Below are 23,709 nucleotides of genomic sequence, written 5' to 3' on the forward strand. Positions count from 1 at the left end.
CCGGCTGTTACCCGAGGGGAGCAACCGGGCAGGAGCACACGCAATGGGCTACCGGGTCCGCTTGCGCCGTTTGCCCCCGGCCTGATCCCGCTTTTCGGCGACCTCCCGCTCCGCCCAGCGCTGCGACTTGCCCACGGATACCACTTTCTGGTGCCATTCGCGGTAGTAAGCCCTCTGGGCTGCAACATCCGAGCGCCGGGCCAGTGCTGCAATCTCGCGTTGCATCTTCAGGTAGGACTGCCAGCGACGCTCCGGCAGTGATCCCACATCGATGGCCTCCCGCACTGCGCAGCCCGGTTCGTTCCCGTGCCCGCAGTCCGCGAACCTGCACCGTGCGGCCAGTTCCTCCACGTCGCCGAACATCTCGTCCATGCCGTCCTCGGCGTCGAACAGGCCGAACCCGCGCACCCCCGGGGTGTCCATGAGCACAGTGCCGTTGGCCAGCGGCACCAGTTCCCGTGACGTGGTGGTGTGCTTGCCCTTGAAGTCCCCGGACCGGACCTCGCCGGTATGCTGCACTTCCCGGCCCACCAGGGAGTTGATGAGCGTGGATTTGCCGGCGCCGGATGGCCCCAGCAGCACGATGGTGCCGCCTGCCGGGATGTGCACCAGCAGTTCGTCGATCCCGTCTCCGTGTTCGGCCGAGGTGGTGACCACCTCCACGCCCGCGGCCTGCAGGATGACCTTCCCGACGACGTCGTCCGCCACCTGCGCCAGGTCGGCTTTGGTGATGATCACCAGGGGAGTGGCACCGGAGTCCCACGCCGCCACGAGTGTCCGCTCGAGCCGGTTGTGGGTGAGGGGCCGGTCCACAGGGACCACCACCCCCACCGTGTCCATGTTCGCCGCCAGGACCTGCTCGGCGGACGAGTCCTCGAAGGCGCGCTTGCGGCTCAACTCGGACCGGCGCGGAAGGACGGCCAGGATCTGCCGGTCACCGGCCCGGTTTGGCCCGATCCACACCCAGTCGCCGGTGACGGCCGGTTCGCCGGTGAGTGGATAGGGGAGGTGGAGGAGCCCGTCGGCCACCGCCACCAGCAGCAGGTTGCGGTCCACGCGGACCACCCGCCCGGCTCCGGTGGCGCCAGGGCAGGGATGGTCCTTAAAGTATTGGGCGACGGCGGCGGTGTAGCCGAACCCGAATGGACCGTCAGCGGTTGGTTGCTGGGTGATGGTGCTGTCCAGGGCGTTGCCTGAAGATGTGTTCAAGATGGTTTCCTCGGGAGAAAGTCCCCGGTGCACCGGCCCGCGTCAGGCGGTGGCGGTGCAGGCGGGGGAAGGGGCTGGGTTGATGGATGCGGGGCGCCCAAGGCGCGCGGCAAGTGCAGTCATCAAAACCACCTCCATTCCCTCGAAGGTTCCCGCCTTCCTGCCGGGAACGGCAGGGCGGAACCGGGACCTACTCTAGCGGCGTCCGCCGTCGGGGGCTAGGGCACGGCACAAAAAGGGTGCGGCCCCCCGAAGGAGGCCGCACCCGTCTGTTGGAATGCCGGTCAGGCGCTGGTGGCGTCCTGCACCTCGCCCACCAGCTCTTCGATGATGTCCTCGAGGAACAGCATCCCGGTGGTGGCACCTTGGGCGTCGAAGACCCGGGCCACGTGGGCGCCGGTGCGGCGCATGGCCGCGAGGGCGTCCTCAAGCTCGGAGCCCGCGAAGGCCGAGGCCAACCGCCGGATCCGCTTGGCCGGCACCGGCCGGGCGAACTTCTCCGGCGAGGTCAGGTCCATGACGTCCTTGAGGTGGAGGTAGCCCGCAGGTTCGCCGTTGCTGTCCGTGAGGATGTAGCGCGAGTACCCGTGCCGGGCCACGGCCTGCTGGATGTCGGCCGGGGTGGCTGTCTCCGGGAGCAGCACGATGTCCGCCAGCGGAACCTGGACATCGGCCACCGTCTTGGCGGTGAACTCGAACGCATTGGTCAGGGCGCCGGTGGTGTCCTTCAGCATGCCGTCGCGGGTGGACTGCTCCACGATGTTGGCCACCTCGTCCAGGGTGTAGGCGCTGGTGGCCTCATCCTTGGGCTCCACCTTGAACAGGCGCAGGATGCCGTTGGCGATGCCGTTCAGGGTCCAGATCACGGGCTTGAAGATGCGCGCCACAATTACCAGCGGCGGGGCCAGGATCAGCGCAGCGCGCGTGGGGACCGAGAACGAAATGTTCTTGGGCACCATTTCGCCCAGCACCACGTGCAGGAATGTCACCAGCAGCAGCGCCACGATGAAGGCGATGATGCTGATGGCCTCGTAGGACAGGGATGTGAGGCCCAACGGGATTTCCAGGAGGTGGTGGATGGCCGGCTCGGAAACGTTCAGGATGATCAGCGAGCAGACGGTGATGCCCAGCTGGCTGGTGGCCAGCATGAGCGTTGCGTGCTCCATGGCCCACAGCGTGGTTTTGGCGGCCTTGCTGCCTGCTTCCGCCTTGGGTTCGATCTGCGACCGGCGGGCCGAGATCACGGCGAACTCGGCGCCCACGAAGAAGCCGTTGACCACCAGCAGCACGGCCAGCCAGATGATGCCGGGAAGATATTCACTCATGGGTCAGCTCCCGGGTGATGTTGTCCACGATCCTGTCGTGCGGGCTTTGCGGTGCATCGCCGGATTCGGCAGGCGTGAAGCGGAGCCGCTCCACGCGGGTCTCCATCGCGCGCTCCACACGGAGCGTGCCGCCGTCGACCTCCACCTCGTCTCCAAGCTCGGGCAGCCGGTCCAGCTGGTCCGTCACGAAACCTGCGACGGTGTCGTACTCACCGTCCGGCACGCGGATGCCGGTGCGGTCAAGGAGCTCGTCCGGGCGCAGCGCGGCGTCGAAGGTGATGGAGCGGCCGGTGCGGACCACGCCCACGCGGGCACGGTCGTGCTCGTCCTCCAGTTCACCCACAATCTCTTCCACCAGGTCCTCCAGCGTGACGATCCCGGCGGTGCCGCCGTGCTCGTCGGAGACGATGGCCACCTGCAACCCCTGCTTGCGGAGCAGGTTCAGGAGGGTGTCAACGCCCATCGATTCGGGTACGCGAAGCGGTTCGATCATCAGCTCTTCGGCGGTGATGCGCGCGCGATCGGAGAGAGCCACGGCGAAGGCCTGCTTCACGTGCAGCACCCCCACCACATCGTCCCGGTCCCTGCCGATGACCGGGAAGCGGGAGTAGCCGGTGGACTTCGCCAGGCCGACGATCTCCTCGGCAGTGTCAGCGGTACCCACAGCCGTCATCCGCACCCGCGGCGTCATGACGTCCACCGCGCTGTGCTCGGTAAAGCGGAGGGTCCGGTGCAGCAGGGTGGCATGGTCCAGGTCAAGCACGCCTTCGACGGCGGAGCGGCGCACCAGGGAGCTCAGCTCCTCCGCGCTCCGTGCGCCGGACAGCTCTTCCTTGGGTTCGATGCCGAAGCCGCGGATGATCTTGTTGGCGGTGTTGTTGAACAGCAGGATCACGGGCTTGAACACCGTGGTGAAGAGCGCCTGGAACGGCACCACCACCTTGGCGGTGGCCAGCGGGAGGGCCAGGGCAAAGTTCTTCGGGACCAGTTCGCCGATCACCATGGAGAAGATGGTGGCCAGGAAGATGCCGGCCACTGAGCCGACCGCGGGAACCACGGCTTCCGGCAGTCCCGCCGAGGTCAGCGGGCCGTTCAGCATCCGGCTGATGGCGGGCTCGAACGTATAACCGGTGAGGAGCGTGGTGAGGGTGATGCCCAGCTGTGCACCCGAAAGGTGGGTGGACGTGATCTTGAGGGCTTTGATGGTGGGGCCGAGGCGTTTCTCGCCGCGGGCCTGGCGGGCTTCGAGGTCATGCCGGTCCAGGTTCACCAGGGCGAACTCGGAGGCGACGAAGAAGCCGGTGCCGACGGTCAGGACCAGGCCGATGCCCAGCATGATCCATTCATACATTGGGGCGCCCCTCTCCTGTAGTGGCCGGTGATCCGGTCAGATGGCAGAGGGGCCAGGGCATATGTGAAGGAGGGTCGTCCATAGTGGCTTTAACTGTACGGGACGGTCGGAAGTTCCCGCAGCGTCAGCCGCGCATCTCCAGCGCCCGTTTCTGGCGGCCCGAGATGGATGAGACGTAACCGCAGTTGGTGCAGGTGATATGGAATTTCCGGGACGTGGTGAGCACCGGAATGAAGAACAGCGTGAACTTGGTGGCCCGCTCAACCAGCGTGTGGTGTGCGTGGGCGCGGCAGTGCTGGCACGTTGCGCTCCTGCCGGGCAGGGCATTGTTGACCGTCTTGAAGCCAAAGAGAAGGAGCATGGCGGGCCTTTCTGGTGGCGTGTGCCGGTGATCCGGGGCTGCCTTCCACACTAGGCGGTCCGAACACGTCCGTCATGGCGTGCGGAAGGGTGCGGGGGGTCCGGGGGCGGTGCGATACTTGGGGGCAGTTAGGGTTTCGGCGTTTGGGGGACTTTCGGAGACATGGTTCTGGATACGACGACCCTTCGGATCGCCTTTGGCCTGATGGCCCTTGTGCTGGTGGTGCTGTTCTACTTCTCGGCCTACCGGGTAACGCGCTCCCCGTACAGCGGCTGGTGGTGCGTGGCCCTGGTCTTCTTCCTGGGCGGTTCAGGGTGTTTCCTGCTGGACGGGACACCGCACCAGATCTGGGCCAATCCCGTGGGCAATGTGCTGCTGGTGCACGGCGGCGTGGCGGTCTGGGCAGGTGCCCGGTCCCTGCGTACCGCCCGGCCGCCCATGTGGGCGTTCACCGGCCTGCCGTTGGCAACGTTGGTGGCGTCCGTCCTCGACAATCCGGCCACCAACACCTGGTCCGGGGGGACCGTTTTCCTTGCTGCCATGAGCATCAGCATCGGGCTGGCGTCACGCGAGCTGTGGCGCCTGGAACCTGGATATTCGCGGGTCCGGATCCCCATGGCAGTCTCCGCCGGGGGCCTGGCCGTCTATTACTTTTTCCGCTGGCTGGCCTTTGTCCTGGAAGGCCAGGACGGCCGTATCTTCGTCACCGTGTTCGGGTCCGCCGTCACCACGCTGGTGACCATGGTGTTGCTCGTGGTGGTGTCCTTCAGCATGGCGGCCCTGAGCAGCGAGCAGCAGACGCGCGCCCTGCGCGTGGTGGCCTCGCGTGATGACCTCACCGGGCTCCTGAACCGGAAGGCCTTCCTGGACCTGGCCGCCGAACAGTTGGCGGACCGGGCCATCACCGGTGCCTCCGGGGCCCTGATCCTGGCTGACCTGGACCACTTCAAATCCGTCAACGACACCTACGGCCACGCCGCAGGGGATGTGGCGCTGCGCCGCTTCGCCGACGCCTGCATCGCCACCGTGCGGACCACCGACCTGGTGGGCCGTTATGGCGGCGAGGAATTCGTCCTTCTGATGCCCGGGGCCAGCCCCGAACGGGCGGAGCTGGTGGCCTCCGAGATCAGCCGGCGCCTCGCCGCGGACGCGCGCCTGGACGGGGTGGAGATGCCCACGGCGAGTTACGGGATTTCCACGTACGACGCCGGGACCTCCCAAGTGGACGACCTCATCGCTGCGGCGGACGCGGCTTTGTATACGGCCAAGTCCTTGGGCCGGAACCGGAGCGCCCGCAGCGACGGACGCATTTAGGCGCGGGAAAGGCCGTCCGTGCCGTCCTCCGGCCGGGCGGGAGTCAGCGGGACAGGTGCCGGCCTGGCCACGGTGCTCCGCACGTCCGTGGCGGTGCCGGTCCGTGCAGCCTCCAGCAGTGATTCCATGACATCCAGGACGTGGAACGCCAGTTCTCCCCCGGCCCGCGGCTCGGTGCCGGGCGGGGTTGATGCCAGGTCTGCGATCCCGATACCGCGGCCTGCGCCCGCATAGCCGGCCGAAACCGGAAGCACCTCCCAGTCCGCTGCGCCGAGCGCGAAAAGCTCAACGTCGCCGTCGAACCTGTTGGGATCCGGAACAACCAGCGAGCCGCGCTCGCCGTGGATCTCCAGGTTGGGGCTTTTGGTGCGGACGGCGTCGAAGCTCATCACCAGCGTGGAGATGGCGCCGCCGGCATGCGTCAGTGTGCCGGCGACGTGCGAGTCCACCTGGACGGGAACGGTTTCGCCGGTGCGGGGGCCGGAACCGATGGTGCGCTGCTTCCGGGTGCGGCTTGCGGCGCCGGTCACGGAAACCACCGGACCCAGCAGGGTCACCAGCGCGCTGACATAGTAGGGGCCCATGTCCAGCAGCGGGCCGCCGCCGGGCTGGTAGTAGAAGTCCGGGTTGGGGTGCCAGCGCTCGTGTCCCGGGGTGGCCATCACGGCAGTGGCGGCGATGGGGGTGCCAATCAGGCCGTCGTCGATCGCCTTCCGCGCGGTCTGGATTCCGGTGCCAAGGACCGTGTCCGGAGCGCATCCCACGGCGACGCCGGCCGCCTTCGCAGCGTCCAGGACCTCCCGGGCTTCCTTGGTGCTGGCCGCCAACGGCTTTTCGCCGTACACGGACTTCCCGGCGGCAATTGCCCGGAGCGCAATGTCCGCGTGGGCGGCGGGGATGGTGAGGTTCAGGACGAGGCCGACGGCGGGATCATCCAGCAGATCGTCCACCGCCAAGGCACGCACGCCATCGCAGGAGTCCGCGACAGCCTGCGCGCGGGACGGGTCCAGGTCCGCGACGGCGGCGAGACGGACGTTCGGCAGGCGGCGGAAGCTCGCCAGGTACTGGGCACTGATGGCGCCGCAGCCGATGATGCCGACGGTGATGGCGGTGCCCGGAATCAGCGGCTGGCCCACAGCAGCCCCCTCTCGATGATGGTACGGACGTTGCTGTCTTGCAGGATTTCAACCTGGTGGCCGGGCGTTGAGACGAAGATCTTTCCCTTGCCCCATTGCCGGGTCCAGATGGCCGGTGAGGTGACCTCGCGGTGCCACGGGTCCCAGGGCCGTACTTTCTGCGTGGTGGTGGCAAGGACATCAATGTAGTCATCGGCCAGCACCCAGTACTGCTCGGTGACCAGCTCAAAGTCGGGGATGCCGCGGGTGATGGGGTGGTCCGCCGCGGCGGGAAGCATGTTCACGGTGTAGGGAACGTAGTTGTCCGCCTGTTCCCCGTGGCGCTCGTCCGGATGTTTGCCGGGGTGGCAGGCGAACTGCCCGCCGATGAGGTGCAGGTAATCGGAGGTGTTGCGGTACGAATCCGCGATGCCGCCGTGCCAGCCGGCCAGGCCGGTCCCGTTTTCCACGGCGGCCCGGAGGCCTGCGAACTCGTCCTTTTCGATGGTGCTCATGGTCATGCACTGGACGATGAGGTCCACGCCCGCCAGGTAGTCTGCATCGGCATAGATCTTGGGGGACTCCTCGATCCGGACCTCGTACCCGTGGTCCTTGAGGAACGGGACGAACAGGTCCGTTGCTTCGACAGGTTGGTGCCCGTCCCAGCCGCCGCGGACCACCAGGGCGTTCTTCGTGCCGGTCATAGAGATATTCCTTCATGTGCATAGGAGCTGGAGGCTGGTTCGGGTTGGCGGATTTCTTGCCAGCGTGAGGCGTTGCCCCCGCTGGCCTCCACCGCTGCGAGCACGTGCTGCACCTGCAGGGCGTCACCGAAGGACGGTTCAGGCTGGCGGCCGGCCGCGAGGGCCGTCACGAGATCCACCACCTGGTGGGTGAAGCCGTGCTCGTAGCCGAGGCCGTGGCCGGTGGGCCACCAGTTACCCGCATAGGGGTGCTCTGGTTCGGTCACGATGATCCTGCGGAAGCCGGCGTCGGGACCTTCGGCGGCGTCATAGAAGGACAGGACGTTGTTGTCCTCGAAGTCGAAGGCGAGGGAGCCCTCGCTCCCGTTGATTTCCAGCCGCATGGCGTTCCGCCGCCCCAGCGCATAGCGCGTGGCCTCGAAAACTCCCACCGGGCCGTCGTCGAACCTTGCCGTGAAGATCGCTGCGTCGTCCACCGTCACCGCACCCCGGGGCGAGCCGGCGTCGAGGTTTCCATGGCCGCCGAGCCCCACGAGGTCGCCGGCGAGGGGCCGTTCCCGGACGAACGTCTCCATCAGCGCCGACACTCCGGAGATCTTGCTGCCGGTGATCCATTGGGCGGCGTCAATGATGTGGGCACCGATGTCGCCCAGGGCGCCGGAGCCGGACCTGGATTTGTCCAGGCGCCAGGTCATGGGGGCGTTTTCATCGCTGAGCCAGTCCTGGAGGTATTGGGCGCGGACATGGCGGATGGTTCCCAGCCTGCCGCCGTCCACCATCCGCTTGGCCAGTGCCAGGGCAGGGGTGCGGCGGTAGCTGTAGCCGCACATGGCGTAGACGCCGCGCGTGGCGGCGGTCCGTGCCGCGGCGGCCATGCGTTCGGCCTCCTCCACCGTGTTGGCCAGGGGTTTTTCGCAGAGGACGTGCTTGCCGGCTTCCAGTGCGGCAATGGCGATCTCGGCGTGCGTATCACCGGGAGTGCAGATGTCGATGAGGTCGATGTCGTCCTGCTCGATGAGCCGGCGCCAGTCCGACTCGGTGGAACTCCAGCCCAGCTTGGCAGCAGCTGCTGCCGTGGCATCGGCGTTCCTGCCGGCGAGGGCGGTCAGTTCCGGAATCAGCGGGAGGTCGAAGAAGCGCGGGGCCGTCCGCCAGGCGTGGGAATGTGCGGCTCCCATAAAGGCGTAGCCCGCCATGCCGATGCGCAGCGGGGTGGAGTGTGCCATATATGCCTCTTTGCAGCCGTTCGAAAGTTTTCGGTAAGATTTCGGGATACTTTGACGCTATTTGGGCTTCTATTTCCGCGTCAAGGCTTTAGGTGACCGAAAACTTTCGCCAAGGGGACGGAACGCAGATGGAGAATCGCAGCAGGCTGACGCTCTCGGCGGTGGCGCGGCAGGCAGGCGTCTCGGTTCCCACGGTCTCCAAAGTGATCAACGGCCGGCCGGATGTCGCTGCGGATACCCGGAAGCGGGTCCTCGCCATCCTGGCAGAGTCGGGCTACACGTCGCCGGTGCAGCACCGCCGCTCCCTGGCCGCAGTCCCGGTGGTGGAGGTGGTGGTGGACTCCCTGAACTCCGGCTACACGGCTGAGGTGCTGGCCGGAATCATGGACTCGGCCACGTCCGGCGGTGTGGAAGTGGTGTTGAGCAGCACCGGTTCGCACGGGGGAGCCCCCAATCCGGAACAGCGCGCCCAGCGCATCGTGGACCAGGGGCGGTGCGGAATGATCGTGGTGACGTCGGCCTTCGGCGGTGCGCCGCTGGACGCCTTCCACCGCCGCGGCGTTCCCGTGGTGGTCATCGATCCGCTGAACCCGCCGTCGGAGCAGGTGGTGAGCGTCGGCTGCACCGACTGGGCCGGGGCCAAGGAGGCCACGGCGCACCTCCTGGCACTGGGTCACCGGCGCATAGCGTTCCTGGGCGGACCCGAAGCGGTGGAGTGCAGCCAGGCCAGGCTGCACGGCTATCTTGCGGCGCTGCGCTCGCAGGGAATCGCCGCGGAGGACCGGTACGTCCTGGCCGGGGAGTTCAGGTCCGACGACGGCGCGCGGCGGCTCCGTGACCTGCTGCTGCTCGATCCCCGGCCCACAGCCGTGGTTGCCGCCAGCGACACCATCGCCCTGGGCGTGATCGCCGAAGCCCTCCGGCAACAGGTCCAGATCCCGCAGGAGCTGAGCGTGGTGGGATTCGATGGCATCCGGCAGGCGGAGGAGTCCGTTCCGGCGCTGACCACCGTGGCGCAGCCATTGCGCGACATCGGCCGGGCGGCCCTCCGGATCATCCTGCGCCAGGTCCGGGGTGAGGTTCCGGACTCCCGGCGGGTTGAACTGGCCACGAAGCTGGTGGTCCGGGAATCGACGGCCGCACCTCGCGGGGAATAAGCTCCCCCTTCGCCATCCAATTTCCCGGAGCGCGAAAGGGCACCCATTGCCATTTCCGGTAATGGGTGCCCTGGGGTCGTGTTTGCCCTATCCGTAAATCACACGGCATGAAACTCCCGTGGGAAAGAATGCCGTCCCACGTTCAGTGCCGGTATGGAAACCGAAAAGGTTGTAACGGTCAACATTGTAGAAAACGAACGTTCCGGATGGGCGTGCGATGTAAAGCTGGTTATAGCCGAGGACCGGTGAAGTACAGGAGACAGTATCGGAGACTGACACCGAATAGCTGAGTCCCGCCTGTGCACTGACAGCTCCCGCCGACAAGCCGAACCCGCCCGACACGGTGGCTGACATGGTCACGGCGCGGGACAGGCTGCAGGTTGCGCCGGGATTCCTGCAGCTTGTCAGAATATCCGGGGATTCGGTTCCGTACTGCTGGCCGGTTATGGAGACGCGGTATGTGTCCCCTACCGCGTCTGTGCCCGCCATTTCTCCCTTGGACGGCATGACAGGCGCATTAAGGTTCGCAAAGTGGTGGTCTACTTCGGCCTGGACATTGTCACTGGAAGGCACCGCCGGCGGCGTTTCGGATGCGTGGGCAGGCCCAGCGAAGCCGAGGCCTAGGCCTGCGGAGATTGTCGCTGCCAAAAGAATTTTTCTGATATTCATTTTCCCCCATTTTGTAAATCCATACAGTTTCGATGGCGGATCGAGCGTAGCAGGGATATCCCACACAAGTTCAGTCGTTTATGAATTGACTGCCCCGATTTATGCTGGTATTCGGGATGCTGGTCATTTTTCATAACATCGAATTGCTTGGCAGATCAAGTCAAGTCGCTTTTGCGCAACCTGTCCCTCGGCAATATCGTTGCCAAGCAGATACTTTCTTTTGAGTTGGGGGAATTATGCCGGTCCGTGGCACTCTAGTGACGTCCGCAGTTGCAGCCCTGGCGATGCTGGCGCTGGTGTCATGTACCCCAGAGCCGGCGCAGCCGGGCATGGCCATTCTTGACCGGGCAGCTTCAGCCGAAGATGAGGTCCCCGCGTTCGTGGACCTCAAGGGCAAGGACCCTTCCACTGTGAGGCTGGCTGCGGACCACGGAGGTTTCCGGTTCTACCTTGCCCGCCCGGACCAGGGGGCGGGATTCTGCCTGATCCAGGTTGCTGAGGCAGGAAAGGACCGGTGGGGTTCGGCGTGCACGACGGATGGCAAGCCGGTGCTGACCACCAACCTGCTGGGGTACGGGAGCGAGGCTGCCGTGGTGGCCGACGGCGGGGATACGGGGGACCTGGTGGGCCAGGGGTATGCACTGATCCAGGACAACATCCTTGTCCGGCGCTGACACGTCGCCAAACGCCGGCCCGGCACTGAATGGCGGGGTCAGGAGCCGAGGTGCCCGCTGAGGCGCCGGTGGAATCCGGTGCTGCGTTCATCGAGGCCTTCTATCGTCACCGTCGCCCCGTGGTCGCCGTACTTCGTCTCAATGGAGTCGAGGGCGGCGACCGTGGAGGCGTCCCAAATCTGGGCACGGCTGAGGTTGATGGTCACTGACGCAGGATCCTCGGCGTACGCAAAGTGTTCCACGAGGTCGTTGCTGCTGCCGAAGAAGAGCGGCCCCACCACGTCGTAACGGACGCTTTCGCCGTCGTCCGCCAGTTTCCTGTCCACGCTGATGACGTGGGCAACCCTGCGCGCGAACAGCACCATGGCGAGGACAACGCCCACCAGGACGCCGTAGGCAAGGTTGCCGGTGAACACCACGACGGCCACCGTGACGCCCATGACGAGCGTCTCCGGCAGGGGCATCCGCTTCAGGGTGGACGGCTTGACGCTGTGCCAGTCGACGGTGGTCACGGCCACCACCATCATCACGGCGGCGAGGGCCACCATGGGAATCTGGCCCATGACCGAGCTGAGCCCCGTCACCAGCGCGAGCAGGAAGACCCCGGCAACGGTCGTCGAGATGCGGGTGCGTGCCTGCCCGGTCTTCACGTTCAGCACGGTCTGGCCGATCATCGCGCAACCGGCGATGCCACCATAGAAACCGGCCAGGATGTTCGAGACGCCCAGCGCCCAGGACTCGCGGCCCTTGTGCGACGGTGTGTCGGTGATGTCATCCACGAGTTTCGCGGTGAGGAGCGTTTCCATGAGCCCCACGAAGGCCACGCTCAGCGCGGTGGGCAGGATCAGCTGGAAGGTCTCGACATTCAGCGGGAAGAGGAACGGCGTGAACCCGGGCAGCTTGCCCGTGAGGGGCCCTTCGTCCGAGACGTTCGGTACGGCGAGGCCGGCAATGATCGCGATTGCGGTTACGACGACGATCGCCACCAGCGGCGAGGGGACCGCCTTGGTGAACCGCGGAAGGATGAAAATGATCGCAAAAGTCAGGGCGAACAGGGCATAGGCGAGCCCGGGGACGTTGAGGACGTGCGGCACCTGGGCCATGAAGATCAGCACACCCAGGGCGTTCACGAACCCGATCATCACCGAGCGGGGAATGAACCGCATCAGGCGGGCGAGGCCGGCCAGGCCAAAGACCACCTGGATGACGCCGGCCAGGAGCACCGTGGGCAGGACGTACTGCACGCCGTGTTCGTGCACCAGCGGGGCAATGACCAGGGCCACGGAACCGGCTGCGGCCGTGACCACTCCCGGCCGGCCGCCAAGGATGGACATCGCCAGGGCAAGCACGATGGAGGCGACAAGGCTCACCATCGGATCCACCCCCGCGACGATCGAGAAGGAGATGACCTCCGGGACCAGCGCGAGCGTTGTGACCATCCCGGCGAGGACCTCGCGGGACAGTTGCCGTGGAGAGCGCAGGGCCGTCAGCACGGTGATGGGCTGCCGGAAGGGGCGGGGGTGGTTGGTGACGGCCAAGGAGCGGCTCCAGGGACTCGGCTCTGTTGGGAAAGAGCGGTGGGGAACGTTTCTGCGCCACGCTGCGCACGGGTCCAGCCCGGTCATGGAAGACAATGGGTGGGAAGGATTGCACCGGCAACGTCCGGATGCGTGTGCAACACTACCCTAACGTGAGGGTTGACCAGGGTTGGTGACGTGATGGTGAAAGAAATGACCGCCGAAGAAGTGGTGGCGACGATGCACATCGGAGAGCTCGCGGACCGGGCGCAGATGTCCTTGCGGACCATCCGGCACTACGACGAGGTGGGCCTGCTCAAACCGTCGGGCAGGACCGAGGGCGGCTTCCGCCTCTACACCGAACGCGATTTCACCCGCCTGCTGGTGATCCGCCGGATGAAGCCACTGGGTTTCACACTCGAGGCCATGGCTGGGCTCCTGCGGGTCATTGACGCGCTGGAAGCGTCCGAACCCGGCCAGGATGACACCGCCACCAGATCCGAGCTGAACAGCTTCATTGAGGAGGCCGCACGGCGCCGGGCCAAGCTGGAGGAACAACTCGGCATGGCCGATGAGTTCCTGGCACTCCTCCGCGCGCAGTAGGGCTTCGCGAAAACTGTGGGCAGTCTCCCGGCCCAGGACCGGAGCAGCAGCAAAGCCGGCTGATAAAATGGCCGGGTTGCAGGGCGGCCTTTTCTCGCTGGTCCAGCCAGCGCCGCAACCAGGTAGGGGACCAGACACAATCATGACGGCAGGCGGGTCACACCTCCGGACTTCGGAAAGCCGGCCGGACACACCGGCAACGGCGTCCGCGCCGGCCAAAGGACGTGCCTACCTCGCCACCATTGAAGGCTTCATCGGCTCCCTCATGATGTTCGTGGGCTCCATCGGGACAGGGTGGATCGCCAACGGCTCACCCATGATCCGCCAGCCCGTGGTCATCGCCCTGCGCACCGAAGGATGGGGCGTCACGGTCTCCACCTTCCTCCTTACCCTCGGTGCCATGCTGCTGATGCGTTCCTGGCTTCGGCTGGGCCAACGGCTCGCGGACTGGGGCAGCAAATCCCTGCGGTCCGTGGTTATTGCAGTGTCCGCGTGGTCGCTGCCGCTCATCTTCTGCGTTCCGGTGTTTTCCCGCGACGTCTACGCCTACACCGGCCAGGGCCGGCTGGTCCAGGAGGGCCAGAACCCCTACGAGGTGGGAATCTCCACCCTCAACAACTGGTTCGCGCTTGGTGCCGATCCCGCGTGGGCGGAAAACCGGACACCTTACGGCCCGTACTTCCTCTGGCTCGCCCGCGGGGTGGTAGGGCTCACCGGGGCCCAGCCCGACGCGTCCGTCCTGCTCTTCCGCCTGCTGGCCGGCGTCGGCGTGCTGCTCTGTGTCATCTACGTGCCCAAGCTCGCCGAACTGCACGGCATCAACGGCGCCCGGGCGCTGTGGATCACGGTGGCCAACCCGCTGTTCCTGATCAGCTTCATCGCCAGCGCCCACAACGATGCCCTGATGGTGGGCCTGGCGGTTGCCGGCGTGTACTTCGCGGCCACCCGCCGCTACGTGGCAGGCATCCTGCTGGTCACCGCCTCGATCGGCATCAAGCCCATCACCGTGCTCCTGCTGCCGTTCATAGGAGTGATGTGGGCCGGACCGTCGGCGTCGTGGCTGCGGAAGTTCCTCATGTGGGGCGCGACGGCGGGCATCAGCCTGGCCGTCCTGCTGCTCAGTGGGATCCCGTACAACCTCGGCATGGGCTGGACGTGGGCCATTTTGGACACCACCCCCGGCTACACCGGCTACTCACCATCAGGGTTCCTGGGACAGCAGGTGGAGTTCCTCGCCAACGTCCTTGGCCTGCCGGGCGGAACCTTTGCCACGTGGCTTCGGACCGGCATGAAGTGGACCGCCATCGGGCTGGTGCTGCTGCTGATGTTCCGCGGCGACTACTCTCGCGCGGTGCGCCGGATGGCGCTGGCGTTCACCGCCGTCGTGATGCTCTCGCCCATCATCCAGCCCTGGTACATCCTGTGGTTCCTGCCGTTCCTGGCCGTCACCGGTATCCGCGACGACTGGCAGATCCGGTCCCTTTACGTGGGCGTCACGTTCTTCGTGGTGTTCGGCGCGCAGGACCAGCTCTCCGTCTGGGGCTTCGTGGAATTGCCCATCCCGCCGTCGTCGCTGGCGTTCGTCACCGCGCTGGCCTTTACGTTCTACCTTCTATTCCTCGATGTGCATACACGCAAGCTGCTCATCGAAGGGCGTCCGCTGGATCTGGCCCGCACGGGCTGGCAGTGGGTGGCGGAGCGCCGGGCCGCACGCCGCGCCCATGGTGACGCGGACGCCGAGGCAAGTGCCGCCGTCGGGACCGCCGACGGCCCGGGCGCGCCGGATCAGGCATCCGCTGATCAGGCGTCCGCGGACCAGGCGGAAGGCCGCTAAGCCCCTGCAGGCACCGGCGCGGAGTTCTTCCGGCCTAGCTCGGCGGTCCGCTTCACCGACCACCAGAGCAGCACTACCAGCAGCACGTTCCGGGTGGTCAGGATGGCTGCCATGACCGGGTGGGCGTGGATCAGCGGAGTGTAGAACAGCGGGTAGATCACGAACGTGGTCATGGCTATGCCCATCAGCAGCGCCGCGGGGACCTTCCAGCGGTCCCAGTCGTGCGTGAGGCCGGCGATGATGACCGGAGCCAGCCAGATGATGAACTGCGGCGAGCCCACCTTGTTGAACACGATGAAGGCGGTGACCATCATCAGGGACCCCTCAAGGAACAGTTCCTCGCGTTCGGCTCCGCGGTTCAGTGCGCGGACCAGCAGGACGGCAGCCACCACGGCGGCGAGGATCAGCAGCGGCTGCATCAGGAACGCCGCGGTACTGGCGCCCGGGCCGTAGACCTCCGTGGAGTTGATGGCCGTGTTGTCCGCCATTTTGGACCCGGCAATGTTGAAGACGCTCAGCCACACCCACGGCGTGGAGAACGTGGCTTCGAGCTGCATGCCGCGCTCGCCCTGGTTCAGGAGGAAGTCCATGATGTGCGGCAGGCCGCCGGACAGCCACGTTCCCAGGGCCACCACGGCGGTGACGCCGGCGCCGGCCAGGACCACCTGGATGCGCTTGCGGCTGGCGATCACGATGGGCGCCAGGACGGCTGCGGGCCACACCTTGATCCAAGTGGCGATGCTGAGCAGGACCCCGGCAACCACAGGGCGTTCCGCGGCGTACAGCAGCGCGATGAGCACGATCGGGGCGGTGATGCCTTCCACCCGGGCGAAGCTGAGGTAGCCCATGAAGATGGTGAAGAACAGCCACCACCACGCCGGGGCGATGCCGCTGACCCTGCGCGGCCCGCGCGTCAGGTACAGGATCCCGACGGCGTTGAGGGCCGTGATGATCAGGAACCACACCAGCAGGTAGAGGCTTGGCCCGGCGATGTTTGCCAGGAAGATGGGCAGCTGGGCGAGCACCGGGTAGACCCAGGGGCTGATCTTGCCGTCCAGGTCCTGCGGGTTGTAGCCGTCCGTGGCCCATTGGCGGTACTGCTCCGTGTCGCTGAAGGTATCGCCGTTCAGGAAGAAGGACGCCATCCAGCCGAGGAAGTACAGATGTACGACGGCGAATCCCCACCACACGCTGGACGGTCTGGCGAACCAGTCCACCACCCTCGCCGGGAGGAGCTTGGTGCGGACACTGACCAGGCGGTCAAAGAACGTCGTGGAAATGTCAGGACTCCTTCAGCGCAGGAGCGGATGCCGGGGTTTTCCTGCCCAGCAGGTACACCCGGCGCACGCTCCACAGGAACAGGACCACCAGCAGGACGTTGCGGATGGTCAGCACCAGCGCCATCCACGGGTTGTTGTGGCTGAGGGCGTCGTAGAAAAGCGGGTAGATGAAGTAGGTGGCCACGGCGATGGCAATCAGCATCACTGCGGGGACGCGCCATTCACGCCAGCTGTGTGCCAGGCCTACGGCGACGGCGGGGCCAAGCCACACCATGAACTGCGGGGAGCCCACCTTGTTGAAGACCACGAACGCTGCGGCAAGGGCGAGGGCGCCGGCCAGGAGCAGCTCGGTCCGGTCCACGCCGCCGGCCACCTTGTGCTGCTTGCCGTTGTGGAGCGCCCAGAAGGTCATCCCGGCCACCACGAGGGCTGCCAGGATCAGCAGCGGCTGCATCAGTACGGACATGGTGGCCGTTCCGGGGCCGTCCACCTGCATGGAGTTGATGTCCGTGTTCATGTACATGCGGGAGCCGTCCACGTTCAGGACGGAGAGCCAGAGCCACGGGGTGGTGAAGGTGGCTTCGAGCTGCATGCCGCGGTCGCCCTGCTGGGTGAGGAAGTTCAGCAGCTTGGGAACGCTGCCCAGGGCGGCCGCCAGCGCGACGACTGCCGCTGACGTTGCCAGGCCGGCCAGGACCACCACCACCCGGTTCTTGACCACGGCGAAGAGGGCCAGCATGATCGCTGCCGGCCATACTTTCACCCAGGTTCCGATGGCCAGCAGGACGGAGGCAATGAACGGCCGGCCCACGCCGTAGGCAAGGGCCACCAGGACCAGCGGCGCGGTGAGGCCGTCCACCCGGGCGAAGCCGAGCCAGCCCATCAGGAAGGTGAAGGCCAGCCACCACCAGCCCGCGGGGATGGCGCCGGTGTTGCGGCCGCGTTCGGTCAGCTTGAGCAGTGCCCAGCCGTTGAGGAGGGTGGTCATCAGGACCCAAAGGAAGAAGAAGGGTCCCGGCCCGGCGGCGCCGGCGATGGCCATGGGGATGAGCGCGAGGATCGGGTAGACCCAGGGGCTGGGGCCACCGGACAGGTTGGCATCATTGAACCCTGCCATGGCCCAGTCGCGGTAGATGAACGTATCGCTGAAGGCTTCACCGCGCAGCGACAAAGAGGCAGCGAAGATAAGGAAGACCAGGTGCACCACGATGAAGCCGCCCAGCAGTCCCCGCGGCGTGTTCAGCACCGCGCGCGCCCGGCTGGGGATGATGACGTTGCGGATCCGGGTGAGATTGCCGAAGAAAGCGTCCGTGGAAATGGCGGGATCCTTGTCAGGTCGTGGCGCACGTAAGTGGTTGCGCGGGTGGCTGGATACTGCCGCACGGCAGGCGCACAGCGGCGTCGTTCAGGAACATCGAAGGGCCTGGAACAGTTTCCGCCCGAATTCAACTCTAATTCACGGCCATTGGCCCGCCGTAATTGCATTATTCTTGGAAAGCGTTATCCCCTGGCTGACCTGCGGTATTTTTCTAAAGTTGCTGGCGGCGGATGTGTCATGCACCATAGTGCCCAGGCACTGCAGCCTTGGGGAGCGCAGCTGTTCCACTCCCATCCGCACCACCCCTAAGGCATAAGCAATGAACTTCCCCCTGACCTTTACCGTGTCCGACCGCCAGAGCATGGACAGCCAACTGGACGCCGCAGTCTCCGTGGCCAGGAAGCATGCGATGGACAGCCGGCACGGCATCCTGGTGACCCGCCACGGCGTGAACAAGTTCACCGTGGCCCTCAGCGACACCGTCCCCTTCGGCCTCACGCAGGAACTCCAGGCCTGGTAGGACTCCGCTCCACGCCGCCCGGCCGCCCGTCAGAAGCTTGTTCGCCAAACCCCGTCTTCAGGGGCCGGATGTGCGAACCAGCTTCTGATCCGCGGGTAAGAGCAACAAAAGCGCCTGCCGCCCTTTCTCGAGTAAGGGGCGGCAGGCGCTCTTTGTGTGTCAGCCCGCGTCACGCCGGGCACGCTTTTGGGTAACGCCCGACGGCGGTGTCCCGGCACTGTGTGCGCAGTTGTCAGAAGCTTGTTCGCTGAACCCCGGCTTCAGGGTTCGGATCGGCGAACCAGCTTCTGATCCGCCGGAGAGTGTGCTCAGGCCAGGTCAGTCCTGTGGCCCCCTCACTGGCCGGCGTAGGGGTCTGCGATGCCGATGTATTGGGTGGTGGTGTATTCGCCGATGCCTTCGGTGCCGCCTTCCCGTCCGAGGCCTGATTGTTTGACGCCGCCGAAGGGTGCTGCGGCGTTGGAGATGACGCCGGCGGTGAAGCCGACCATGCCGAACTCGATCTGTTCGGCCACGCGGAGGAGCCGGTTGAAGTCGCGGCTGTAGAGATAGGACGCGAGCCCGTACTCACTCGCGTTGGCCAGCCGGATCGCATCTTCCTCGGTGGTGAAGGTGGTCACGGGGGCGACGGGACCAAAGATTTCCTCGCCCAGGATGGCAGCATCGTTGGGGACGTTGGCAAGGACTGTTGGTTGGTAAAAGTATCCGGGCCCGTCTACGGGCGCACCGCCGGTAACCGCTACAGCTCCGGCGTCGACGGCGGCACTCACCAGGGCGTGCACGTCATCGCGGGCGCCGGAATCGATCAAGGGCCCGACTTTCGTTTCGGGATGGGTGCCGCGTCCGGTGGTGAGGGCTGCCATGGCGGCGGCGAACTTCTTCGTGAACTCCTGGGCCACGGATTCGTGGACCAGGAACCGGTTGGCGGCGGTGCAGGCTTCGCCCATGTTCCGCATCTTCGCCGCCATGGCTCCTTCCACGGCGGCGTCGAGGTCGGCGTCGTCGAACACGATGAAGGGGGCGTTCCCACCGAGCTCCATCGAGGTCCGCAGCACGTTCTGCGCGGCGTCGGCCATGAGGCGCTTACCGACCGGGGTGGAGCCGGTGAAAGAGACCTTCCGGAGGCGGGAGTCTTTCAGCAGCGGCCCCGAAATCCCGGAGGCGCTGGCAGAGGCGACCACATTCAGCACCCCGGCGGGCAGGCCGGCGTCGAGCATCGTCTGGGCGAAGTACTGTGCCGTGAGCGGGGTGAGCTTCGCAGGCTTCAACACCATGGTGCAGCCGGCGGCGACGGCGGGGGCTACTTTACGGGTGGCCATCGCGAGCGGGAAGTTCCAGGGGGTGATGAGCAGGCAGGGGCCGACGGGTTTGTGCTGGACCAGGATCTTGTTCTTGCCCTCGGGAGCGGTGAGATACCGGCCGTAGTCGCGGACGGTTTCTTCGGAGAACCAGCGGAGGAATTCGGCGCCGTAGGTGACCTCACCGCGGGCCTCGGCCAAGGGCTTCCCCATTTCCAGGGTCATGAGGAGCGCGAAGTCCTCGGCGCGTTCGGTGACCAGGTCGAAAGCGCGGCGGAGGATTTCTGCACGGACCCGGGGTGCGGTGCGTGCCCAGGAGGCCTGGGCGGCGTCGGCCGCATCCAAAGCGGTGCGGGCGTCTTCGCTGGTGGCCGAGGCGAGGGTGGCGAGGACCTCCCCGGTGGCGGGATCGTGCACGTCAAACGTGCCGCCGTCGGACGCGTCCACCCACTTCCCGTTGATCAGCAGGCCGGTGGGCACCGCGGCAAGGAGGGATGCCTCGCGCTCCGGCGAGACGGCAGGGGAAAGGGCAGGGGCAAGGGACATGGTGCTCCTCAGGGAAGGAAAAGGACGTGGAGAGGTGGTTGGGCCCGCCGGGAGTTTCGGCAAGCCCAACCACCGCAATTTTGGTGTTACTGCGGCGTGAGGATCTTGTTGAGGTCGCTTTGGGTGACCGAGCGGGTCCGGTCGAACCGGGGGTCGTTCCGGAGTTCCTTGACCAGGCCCACGCCCAGGAGGGCCACGATCACCGTGAACGGCAGGGCCGAGAGCATGGCCGCCTGCTGGAGGGCGCCCAGGCCGCCCACGATCAGCAGCACCACGGCGCACAGGCCGGTCAGCAGGCCCCACGTGGTCAGCACCGGCTTGGTGGGTTCGAGTGTTCCGCGGGAGGACATCATGCTCAGCACGAAGGTGTTTGCATCGGCGCCGGAGACGAAGTACATCACCACCAGAATGATGGCCACGATGGACGTCAGGCCGGACAGCGGAAGTTCAGCGAGTGTGGCGAAGAAGGCCGAGTTGACGTCATCCAGGGCCGCAGCGCCGATCTGGCCGCCGTTTTCCATGTCGAACTTGATGGCCGTGCCGCCGAAGATGGTGAACCAGACGAAGAAGACGACGCTGGGCACAATCATGACGCCGGCTACAAACTCGCGGATGGTGCGGCCCTTGGAGATCTTGGCCAGGAAGACGCCCACGAAGGCGCCCCAGCTCAGCCACCAGGCCATCATGAAGTAGGTCCACCACTGCATCCACTGGACATCTTCCGGCGTGCCCGGGGTGAGCAGGCTGACGGCGAAGAAGCTGCTCAGGTATTCACCGAGTGAGCGGAAGAAGAGGTTGGAGATGAAGTTGGTGGGACCGGTGAACAGCACATACAGGCCCAGGCCGACGGACAGCACCATGGTTCCCTGGCTCAGGTACTTGACGCCGCGGTGGACGCCGGAGAGGGCTGAGAGAGTGAAGATGACAGTGATGACGGCGATGATGAGGATCTGCCCGAACAGGCTGGAGGGAATGCCGAAGACGCGGTTGACGCCCTCACCGATCTGCGAAGCACCGAGACCCAGCGACGTGGTGGTCCCGAAGAGGGTGGCGATGATGGCAAAGACGTCGATCATCTTGCCGAACCAGCCGTCCACCATCTTGCCGAAAATCGGGCGCAGCATCGGTGACACCAGCCCGGGGTTGTTGCGGCAGTGGGTGGAGTACGCGATGGCCAGGCCGAAGACCCCGAAGACGGCCCAGGCGTGCGGGCCCCAGTCGAAGTAGGAGAACTGCATGGCGCGGACTGCTGCTTCCATGGTTCCGGCCTGGGCCAGGCCGTGCGGCGGGGACGCGAAGTGCGAGATTGGTTCCGCGACGCCGTAGCTGATGAGCCCGATGCCCATGACCGCCGAAAGGATCATCGCCAGCCAGGCCCAGGTGCTGAATTCCGGCTTGCTGTCCTGGGCGCCGAGGCGGATGCGGCCGAACCGGCTGATGGCGATGTAAATGAGCAGGCCGATGCAGCCGAGGGTCACCACCAGGTAGCTCCATCCGACGCTCTGCGCCACCCAGTCCATTGCCGCGGTCATGACCGTACTGAGGCTGCTGGGGGACAGGGAGGCCCAGGCCGTGAAGGCTCCGATGAGCCCCACCGAGGTCCAGAAAACGGACCCGGGCCTGCCCCGGAGCCGGTCCGCCTTGGCCAGCGCGCTTTCGATGTGCGGGCCCCCGCTGTTGGGGGAGTTAAGGATGGTAGGGCTTGCGCCCGTGCCTGAGCTTGAAGTGTCCATCAGGTCCTCGGCATTGTGTGTGTGGGTCATGGGGTACTCCAGATGCAACGCTGCATGGGGTTGAAGTTGATGGTTCCCGGACGGGGCTCCCGGGTGCCCGGTCCGCCGGCTGTAGGGCGGACCGGGACGCTGATGGCACCTGAGGGTCAGAGTTCCTCGAGCTGCGCACCGTCAAAGAAGTGGCCGGCCTTGTAGATCATGGGATCCACATCGGCCACCTCGGCGTGCCGGACCCGGCCGACGAAGATGGTGTGGGTTTTGGCCTGGAAGCGTTCCTTGATCTCCGCTTCGAGTGACGCGGCGGACCCGTCGATGAGCGGCACGCCGTTGGGTCCGGTATGCCATTCCAGGTCAGCGAACTTGTCCGGAGTTTTGGAGGCGAAGGTCTGGACGGTTCCCAGCTGGTTGTTGCTGAGGATGTTGATCCCGAAGTGGGATGACTGGAACAGGGCGGGGTAGGTGGAGGACGTCTTCTGGACGCAGACCAGGACCAGGGGCGGGTCCAGGGAAATCGAGGCATAGGAATTGGCTGCCAGTCCCCGGGGGGTGCCTTCTTCGTCAACGGTGGTCACCACGGTGACGCCGGTGATGAACTGCCGGTTGAATCCCTTCATGATGTCCAGCGGCAGGTTGCCGGACAGGTTGTCGACGACGACCTCCGGGGTTTCGTCCTCGAAGGCGGAGCTGAGGGACGGGATGCCCACGTGGGCCAGGAGTTCGACGGCGTCCCAGGTCACCTGTTCGTGGGCGATACGCCCGTCACGGAGGGTGAGGGCGTTCGACCCGCGGGTCTCCACGACGCGTCCTGTGGGCGGGACGCCGCGGAGCGGTTGGGTGAAGGTTCCGGTGGACTTCCAGAAGATGGCCATGTCGTCGCCGCTGGCGATGACCTTCTCGATGCGGGTGGTCAGGTCCGGGAAGGCGGACCGGACATCGAGGATTTCCTGCTGCAGTTCCTTCAGTCCGGACACCTTCCCGGTGCCGGTGCTTTCGCGCTGGTAGTCGGGGGTGACGATGGCGTCGAATGCGGTGACGTCGCCCTCGTCCCACGCTGCTGTCCAGGCGGCCGTTACAGAGTCGTTGATTGTCTGTTGCATGCCACAACGGTAGGACGGAGTGTGATCTGCGTCAATAGGGAGGTGAAAAGTCAGCTAGAAACAGGGAAATAGATCGAGCCCTTGACGGCGTTCTTGTATGCAACGTAGGTTTGACGCATGCAAGAAGTCATCCAGTTGCGGAAAGCCGCACAGACGTCCGTCAGCCAGGTCAGCCTTCTGGACAAGCTGCGGAAGTTGGTCCTCAGCGGTGAGTATCCGCCCGGGGCTCCGCTGCCTGAACTCTTCCTGGCCGAGGAGTTCGACGTGAGCCGCACTCCGGTACGCGAAGCACTGAAGCAGCTGGAAAACGAGGGCCTGGTGGAGATCCGGCCCAAGGTGGGGACCTTCGTCCGGATCCCCACGCGGCGCGAAATCGTCGAACTCTTCCAGCTGAAGGAGAGCCTCGAGGGACTGGCCGCCAGTCTCCTCGCCCGGCGCGGCCCGGTTCCGGAGATGGACATCCTCAAGCGCAACATCGAGGAGTCCGAGCGGGCGGAACGGAACTCGGACAGCGCTAAGTACGCGGAGCTTGTCCACGAGTTCCACTGGACCATCGTCCGGGGCTCGGACAACTCCAAGCTCGTGGAGCACTACGGGCGCCTCATGAACCAGCTTGCCTACCACCGGATCGTGCTCAAGACCGTTGAGCGTCCCGCCCGCATGCGTGCCTCCATCCGTGAGCACCAGTCGGTGATCGACGCCCTCCTGGAAAAGGATCCTGTGGGCGCCGAACTCGCCATGCGCGGCCACGTCAATGCGTCCAGCCTCGCCGCCGCCCGCGGCACGGACGCCGGCGCGCCAACAGATGCTTAGTGACCCGAGAGGAACCCCATGACCGCCATTAGCTCCCCCAAAGAA

General features: G+C 65.9%; 21 protein-coding genes. 7 read left to right on the plus strand and 14 right to left on the minus strand.

What is annotated here, in order from left to right; all coding sequences use genetic code 11:
• Positions 1-48: 48 nt before the first annotated feature.
• From rsgA to ACHL_RS00330, 4 genes are all read right to left on the minus strand, one after another.
• The gene (gene rsgA, locus ACHL_RS00315; protein ID WP_012630800.1) at positions 49-1,209 is read right to left on the minus strand and encodes a ribosome small subunit-dependent GTPase A; all 1,161 of its coding nucleotides are present in this window, start codon (positions 1,207-1,209) and stop codon (positions 49-51) included.
• A 284-nt stretch (positions 1,210-1,493) separates the two neighbouring features.
• A complete protein-coding gene (locus ACHL_RS00320; protein ID WP_012630801.1) occupies positions 1,494-2,534 on the minus strand; it encodes a hemolysin family protein in 1,041 nt (346 codons plus the stop codon).
• Positions 2,527-3,885, minus strand: a complete 1,359-nt coding sequence (locus tag ACHL_RS00325; protein WP_012630802.1) for a hemolysin family protein — start codon at positions 3,883-3,885, stop codon at positions 2,527-2,529. The genes ACHL_RS00320 and ACHL_RS00325 overlap by 8 nt, the downstream gene beginning before the upstream one ends.
• Before the next feature lie 124 nt (positions 3,886-4,009).
• The gene (locus ACHL_RS00330; protein ID WP_012630803.1) at positions 4,010-4,246 is read right to left on the minus strand and encodes a zinc-ribbon domain-containing protein; all 237 of its coding nucleotides are present in this window, start codon (positions 4,244-4,246) and stop codon (positions 4,010-4,012) included.
• 162 nt (positions 4,247-4,408) lie between these two features.
• Between ACHL_RS00330 and ACHL_RS00335 the strand changes: the two genes are divergently transcribed.
• A complete protein-coding gene (locus ACHL_RS00335; RefSeq protein ID WP_012630804.1) occupies positions 4,409-5,560 on the plus strand; it encodes a GGDEF domain-containing protein in 1,152 nt (383 codons plus the stop codon).
• Here the strand turns inward: ACHL_RS00335 and ACHL_RS00340 are convergent.
• Genes ACHL_RS00340 through ACHL_RS00350 form a run of 3 tightly spaced genes read right to left on the minus strand, consistent with a single transcriptional unit; the run spans position 5,557 to position 8,605 of the window.
• Entirely contained in the window at positions 5,557-6,696 is a 1,140-nt protein-coding gene (locus tag ACHL_RS00340; protein ID WP_012630805.1) for a Gfo/Idh/MocA family protein, read from the minus strand. The genes ACHL_RS00335 and ACHL_RS00340 overlap by 4 nt on opposite strands.
• Complete coding sequence (locus ACHL_RS00345; protein ID WP_012630806.1) at positions 6,681-7,379, minus strand: ThuA domain-containing protein; 699 nt, start codon at positions 7,377-7,379, stop codon at positions 6,681-6,683. Before ACHL_RS00345 ends, ACHL_RS00340 begins: the two co-directional genes overlap by 16 nt.
• The gene (locus ACHL_RS00350) at positions 7,376-8,605 is read right to left on the minus strand and encodes a Gfo/Idh/MocA family protein (RefSeq protein ID WP_012630807.1); all 1,230 of its coding nucleotides are present in this window, start codon (positions 8,603-8,605) and stop codon (positions 7,376-7,378) included. Before ACHL_RS00350 ends, ACHL_RS00345 begins: the two co-directional genes overlap by 4 nt.
• Positions 8,606-8,733: 128 nt before the next feature.
• Here ACHL_RS00350 and ACHL_RS00355 point away from each other — a divergent pair, with 128 nt between their 5' ends.
• On the plus strand, positions 8,734-9,762 hold the full coding sequence (locus ACHL_RS00355) for a LacI family DNA-binding transcriptional regulator (RefSeq protein WP_012630808.1): 1,029 nt from the start codon (positions 8,734-8,736) through the stop codon (positions 9,760-9,762).
• Positions 9,763-9,849: 87 nt separating this feature from the next.
• Here the strand turns inward: ACHL_RS00355 and ACHL_RS00360 are convergent, their stop codons facing one another.
• Positions 9,850-10,431, minus strand: coding sequence for a hypothetical protein (locus tag ACHL_RS00360; RefSeq protein WP_139187368.1), 582 nt, complete (start codon positions 10,429-10,431; stop codon positions 9,850-9,852).
• Positions 10,432-10,688: 257 nt separating this feature from the next.
• Between ACHL_RS00360 and ACHL_RS00365 the strand changes: the two genes are divergently transcribed.
• A complete protein-coding gene (locus ACHL_RS00365) occupies positions 10,689-11,105 on the plus strand; it encodes a hypothetical protein (RefSeq protein ID WP_043793647.1) in 417 nt (138 codons plus the stop codon).
• Between the two features lie 38 nt (positions 11,106-11,143).
• Here the strand turns inward: ACHL_RS00365 and ACHL_RS00370 are convergent, their stop codons facing one another.
• Positions 11,144-12,643, minus strand: a complete 1,500-nt coding sequence (locus tag ACHL_RS00370) for a SulP family inorganic anion transporter (RefSeq protein ID WP_012630811.1) — start codon at positions 12,641-12,643, stop codon at positions 11,144-11,146.
• Between the two features lie 192 nt (positions 12,644-12,835).
• On the opposite strand from ACHL_RS00370, the gene ACHL_RS00375 reads away from it, so the two are divergent.
• Both ACHL_RS00375 and mptB read left to right on the plus strand, forming a co-directional pair.
• Positions 12,836-13,225, plus strand: coding sequence for a MerR family transcriptional regulator (locus tag ACHL_RS00375; RefSeq protein WP_043794284.1), 390 nt, complete (start codon positions 12,836-12,838; stop codon positions 13,223-13,225).
• Between the two features lie 142 nt (positions 13,226-13,367).
• Positions 13,368-15,059 carry a polyprenol phosphomannose-dependent alpha 1,6 mannosyltransferase MptB gene (mptB, locus tag ACHL_RS00380; protein ID WP_012630813.1) on the plus strand — a complete coding sequence of 564 codons (1,692 nt, stop codon included), beginning with the start codon at positions 13,368-13,370 and terminating at the stop codon, positions 15,057-15,059.
• On the opposite strand, the gene ACHL_RS00385 is transcribed toward mptB, so the two are convergent.
• Together ACHL_RS00385 and ACHL_RS00390 are read right to left on the minus strand one after the other, a co-directional pair.
• A complete protein-coding gene (locus ACHL_RS00385; protein ID WP_012630814.1) occupies positions 15,056-16,279 on the minus strand; it encodes a glycosyltransferase family 87 protein in 1,224 nt (407 codons plus the stop codon). The genes mptB and ACHL_RS00385 overlap by 4 nt on opposite strands.
• 61 nt (positions 16,280-16,340) lie before the next feature.
• Complete coding sequence (locus ACHL_RS00390; RefSeq protein WP_407681034.1) at positions 16,341-17,621, minus strand: glycosyltransferase 87 family protein; 1,281 nt, start codon at positions 17,619-17,621, stop codon at positions 16,341-16,343.
• 355 nt (positions 17,622-17,976) lie between these two features.
• Here ACHL_RS00390 and ACHL_RS00395 point away from each other — a divergent pair, with 355 nt between their 5' ends.
• A complete protein-coding gene (locus ACHL_RS00395; RefSeq protein ID WP_012630816.1) occupies positions 17,977-18,177 on the plus strand; it encodes a hypothetical protein in 201 nt (66 codons plus the stop codon).
• A 335-nt stretch (positions 18,178-18,512) separates the two neighbouring features.
• Here the strand turns inward: ACHL_RS00395 and ACHL_RS00400 are convergent, their stop codons facing one another.
• From ACHL_RS00400 to ACHL_RS00410, 3 genes are all read right to left on the minus strand, one after another.
• Positions 18,513-20,021, minus strand: coding sequence for an NAD-dependent succinate-semialdehyde dehydrogenase (locus ACHL_RS00400; protein ID WP_012630817.1), 1,509 nt, complete (start codon positions 20,019-20,021; stop codon positions 18,513-18,515).
• An 86-nt stretch (positions 20,022-20,107) separates the two neighbouring features.
• Positions 20,108-21,784, minus strand: a complete 1,677-nt coding sequence (locus ACHL_RS00405; protein WP_012630818.1) for a BCCT family transporter — start codon at positions 21,782-21,784, stop codon at positions 20,108-20,110.
• 116 nt (positions 21,785-21,900) lie between these two features.
• On the minus strand, positions 21,901-22,851 hold the full coding sequence (locus ACHL_RS00410) for a flavin reductase (protein ID WP_012630819.1): 951 nt from the start codon (positions 22,849-22,851) through the stop codon (positions 21,901-21,903).
• 117 nt (positions 22,852-22,968) lie between these two features.
• Between ACHL_RS00410 and ACHL_RS00415 the strand changes: the two genes are divergently transcribed.
• Positions 22,969-23,664, plus strand: a complete 696-nt coding sequence (locus ACHL_RS00415) for a GntR family transcriptional regulator (protein ID WP_012630820.1) — start codon at positions 22,969-22,971, stop codon at positions 23,662-23,664.
• Positions 23,665-23,709 lie beyond the last annotated feature (45 nt).

It is taken from the genome of Pseudarthrobacter chlorophenolicus A6, assembly GCF_000022025.1.
In the GTDB taxonomy this organism is placed as follows: Bacteria; Actinomycetota; Actinomycetes; order Actinomycetales; family Micrococcaceae; genus Arthrobacter; species Arthrobacter chlorophenolicus.

What these genes read in the sequence shown, in the direction of transcription:
- ACHL_RS00320 (WP_012630801.1), bottom strand. Translation starts at nt 2,534, where the DNA reads ATGAGTGAATATCTTCCCGGCATCATCTGGCTGGCCGTGCTGCTGGTG.
- ACHL_RS00325 (WP_012630802.1), bottom strand. Translation starts at nt 3,885, where the DNA reads ATGTATGAATGGATCATGCTGGGCATCGGCCTGGTCCTGACCGTCGGC.
- ACHL_RS00330 (WP_012630803.1), bottom strand. Translation starts at nt 4,246, where the DNA reads ATGCTCCTTCTCTTTGGCTTCAAGACGGTCAACAATGCCCTGCCCGGC.
- ACHL_RS00335 (WP_012630804.1), top strand. Translation starts at nt 4,409, where the DNA reads ATGGTTCTGGATACGACGACCCTTCGGATCGCCTTTGGCCTGATGGCC.
- ACHL_RS00345 (WP_012630806.1), bottom strand. Translation starts at nt 7,379, where the DNA reads ATGACCGGCACGAAGAACGCCCTGGTGGTCCGCGGCGGCTGGGACGGG.
- ACHL_RS00350 (WP_012630807.1), bottom strand. Translation starts at nt 8,605, where the DNA reads ATGGCACACTCCACCCCGCTGCGCATCGGCATGGCGGGCTACGCCTTT.
- ACHL_RS00355 (WP_012630808.1), top strand. Translation starts at nt 8,734, where the DNA reads ATGGAGAATCGCAGCAGGCTGACGCTCTCGGCGGTGGCGCGGCAGGCA.
- ACHL_RS00360 (WP_139187368.1), bottom strand. Translation starts at nt 10,431, where the DNA reads ATGAATATCAGAAAAATTCTTTTGGCAGCGACAATCTCCGCAGGCCTA.
- ACHL_RS00375 (WP_043794284.1), top strand. Translation starts at nt 12,836, where the DNA reads ATGACCGCCGAAGAAGTGGTGGCGACGATGCACATCGGAGAGCTCGCG.
- mptB (WP_012630813.1), top strand. Translation starts at nt 13,368, where the DNA reads ATGACGGCAGGCGGGTCACACCTCCGGACTTCGGAAAGCCGGCCGGAC.
- ACHL_RS00395 (WP_012630816.1), top strand. Translation starts at nt 17,977, where the DNA reads ATGAACTTCCCCCTGACCTTTACCGTGTCCGACCGCCAGAGCATGGAC.
- ACHL_RS00400 (WP_012630817.1), bottom strand. Translation starts at nt 20,021, where the DNA reads ATGTCCCTTGCCCCTGCCCTTTCCCCTGCCGTCTCGCCGGAGCGCGAG.
- ACHL_RS00405 (WP_012630818.1), bottom strand. Translation starts at nt 21,784, where the DNA reads ATGACCCACACACACAATGCCGAGGACCTGATGGACACTTCAAGCTCA.
- ACHL_RS00410 (WP_012630819.1), bottom strand. Translation starts at nt 22,851, where the DNA reads ATGCAACAGACAATCAACGACTCTGTAACGGCCGCCTGGACAGCAGCG.
- ACHL_RS00415 (WP_012630820.1), top strand. Translation starts at nt 22,969, where the DNA reads ATGCAAGAAGTCATCCAGTTGCGGAAAGCCGCACAGACGTCCGTCAGC.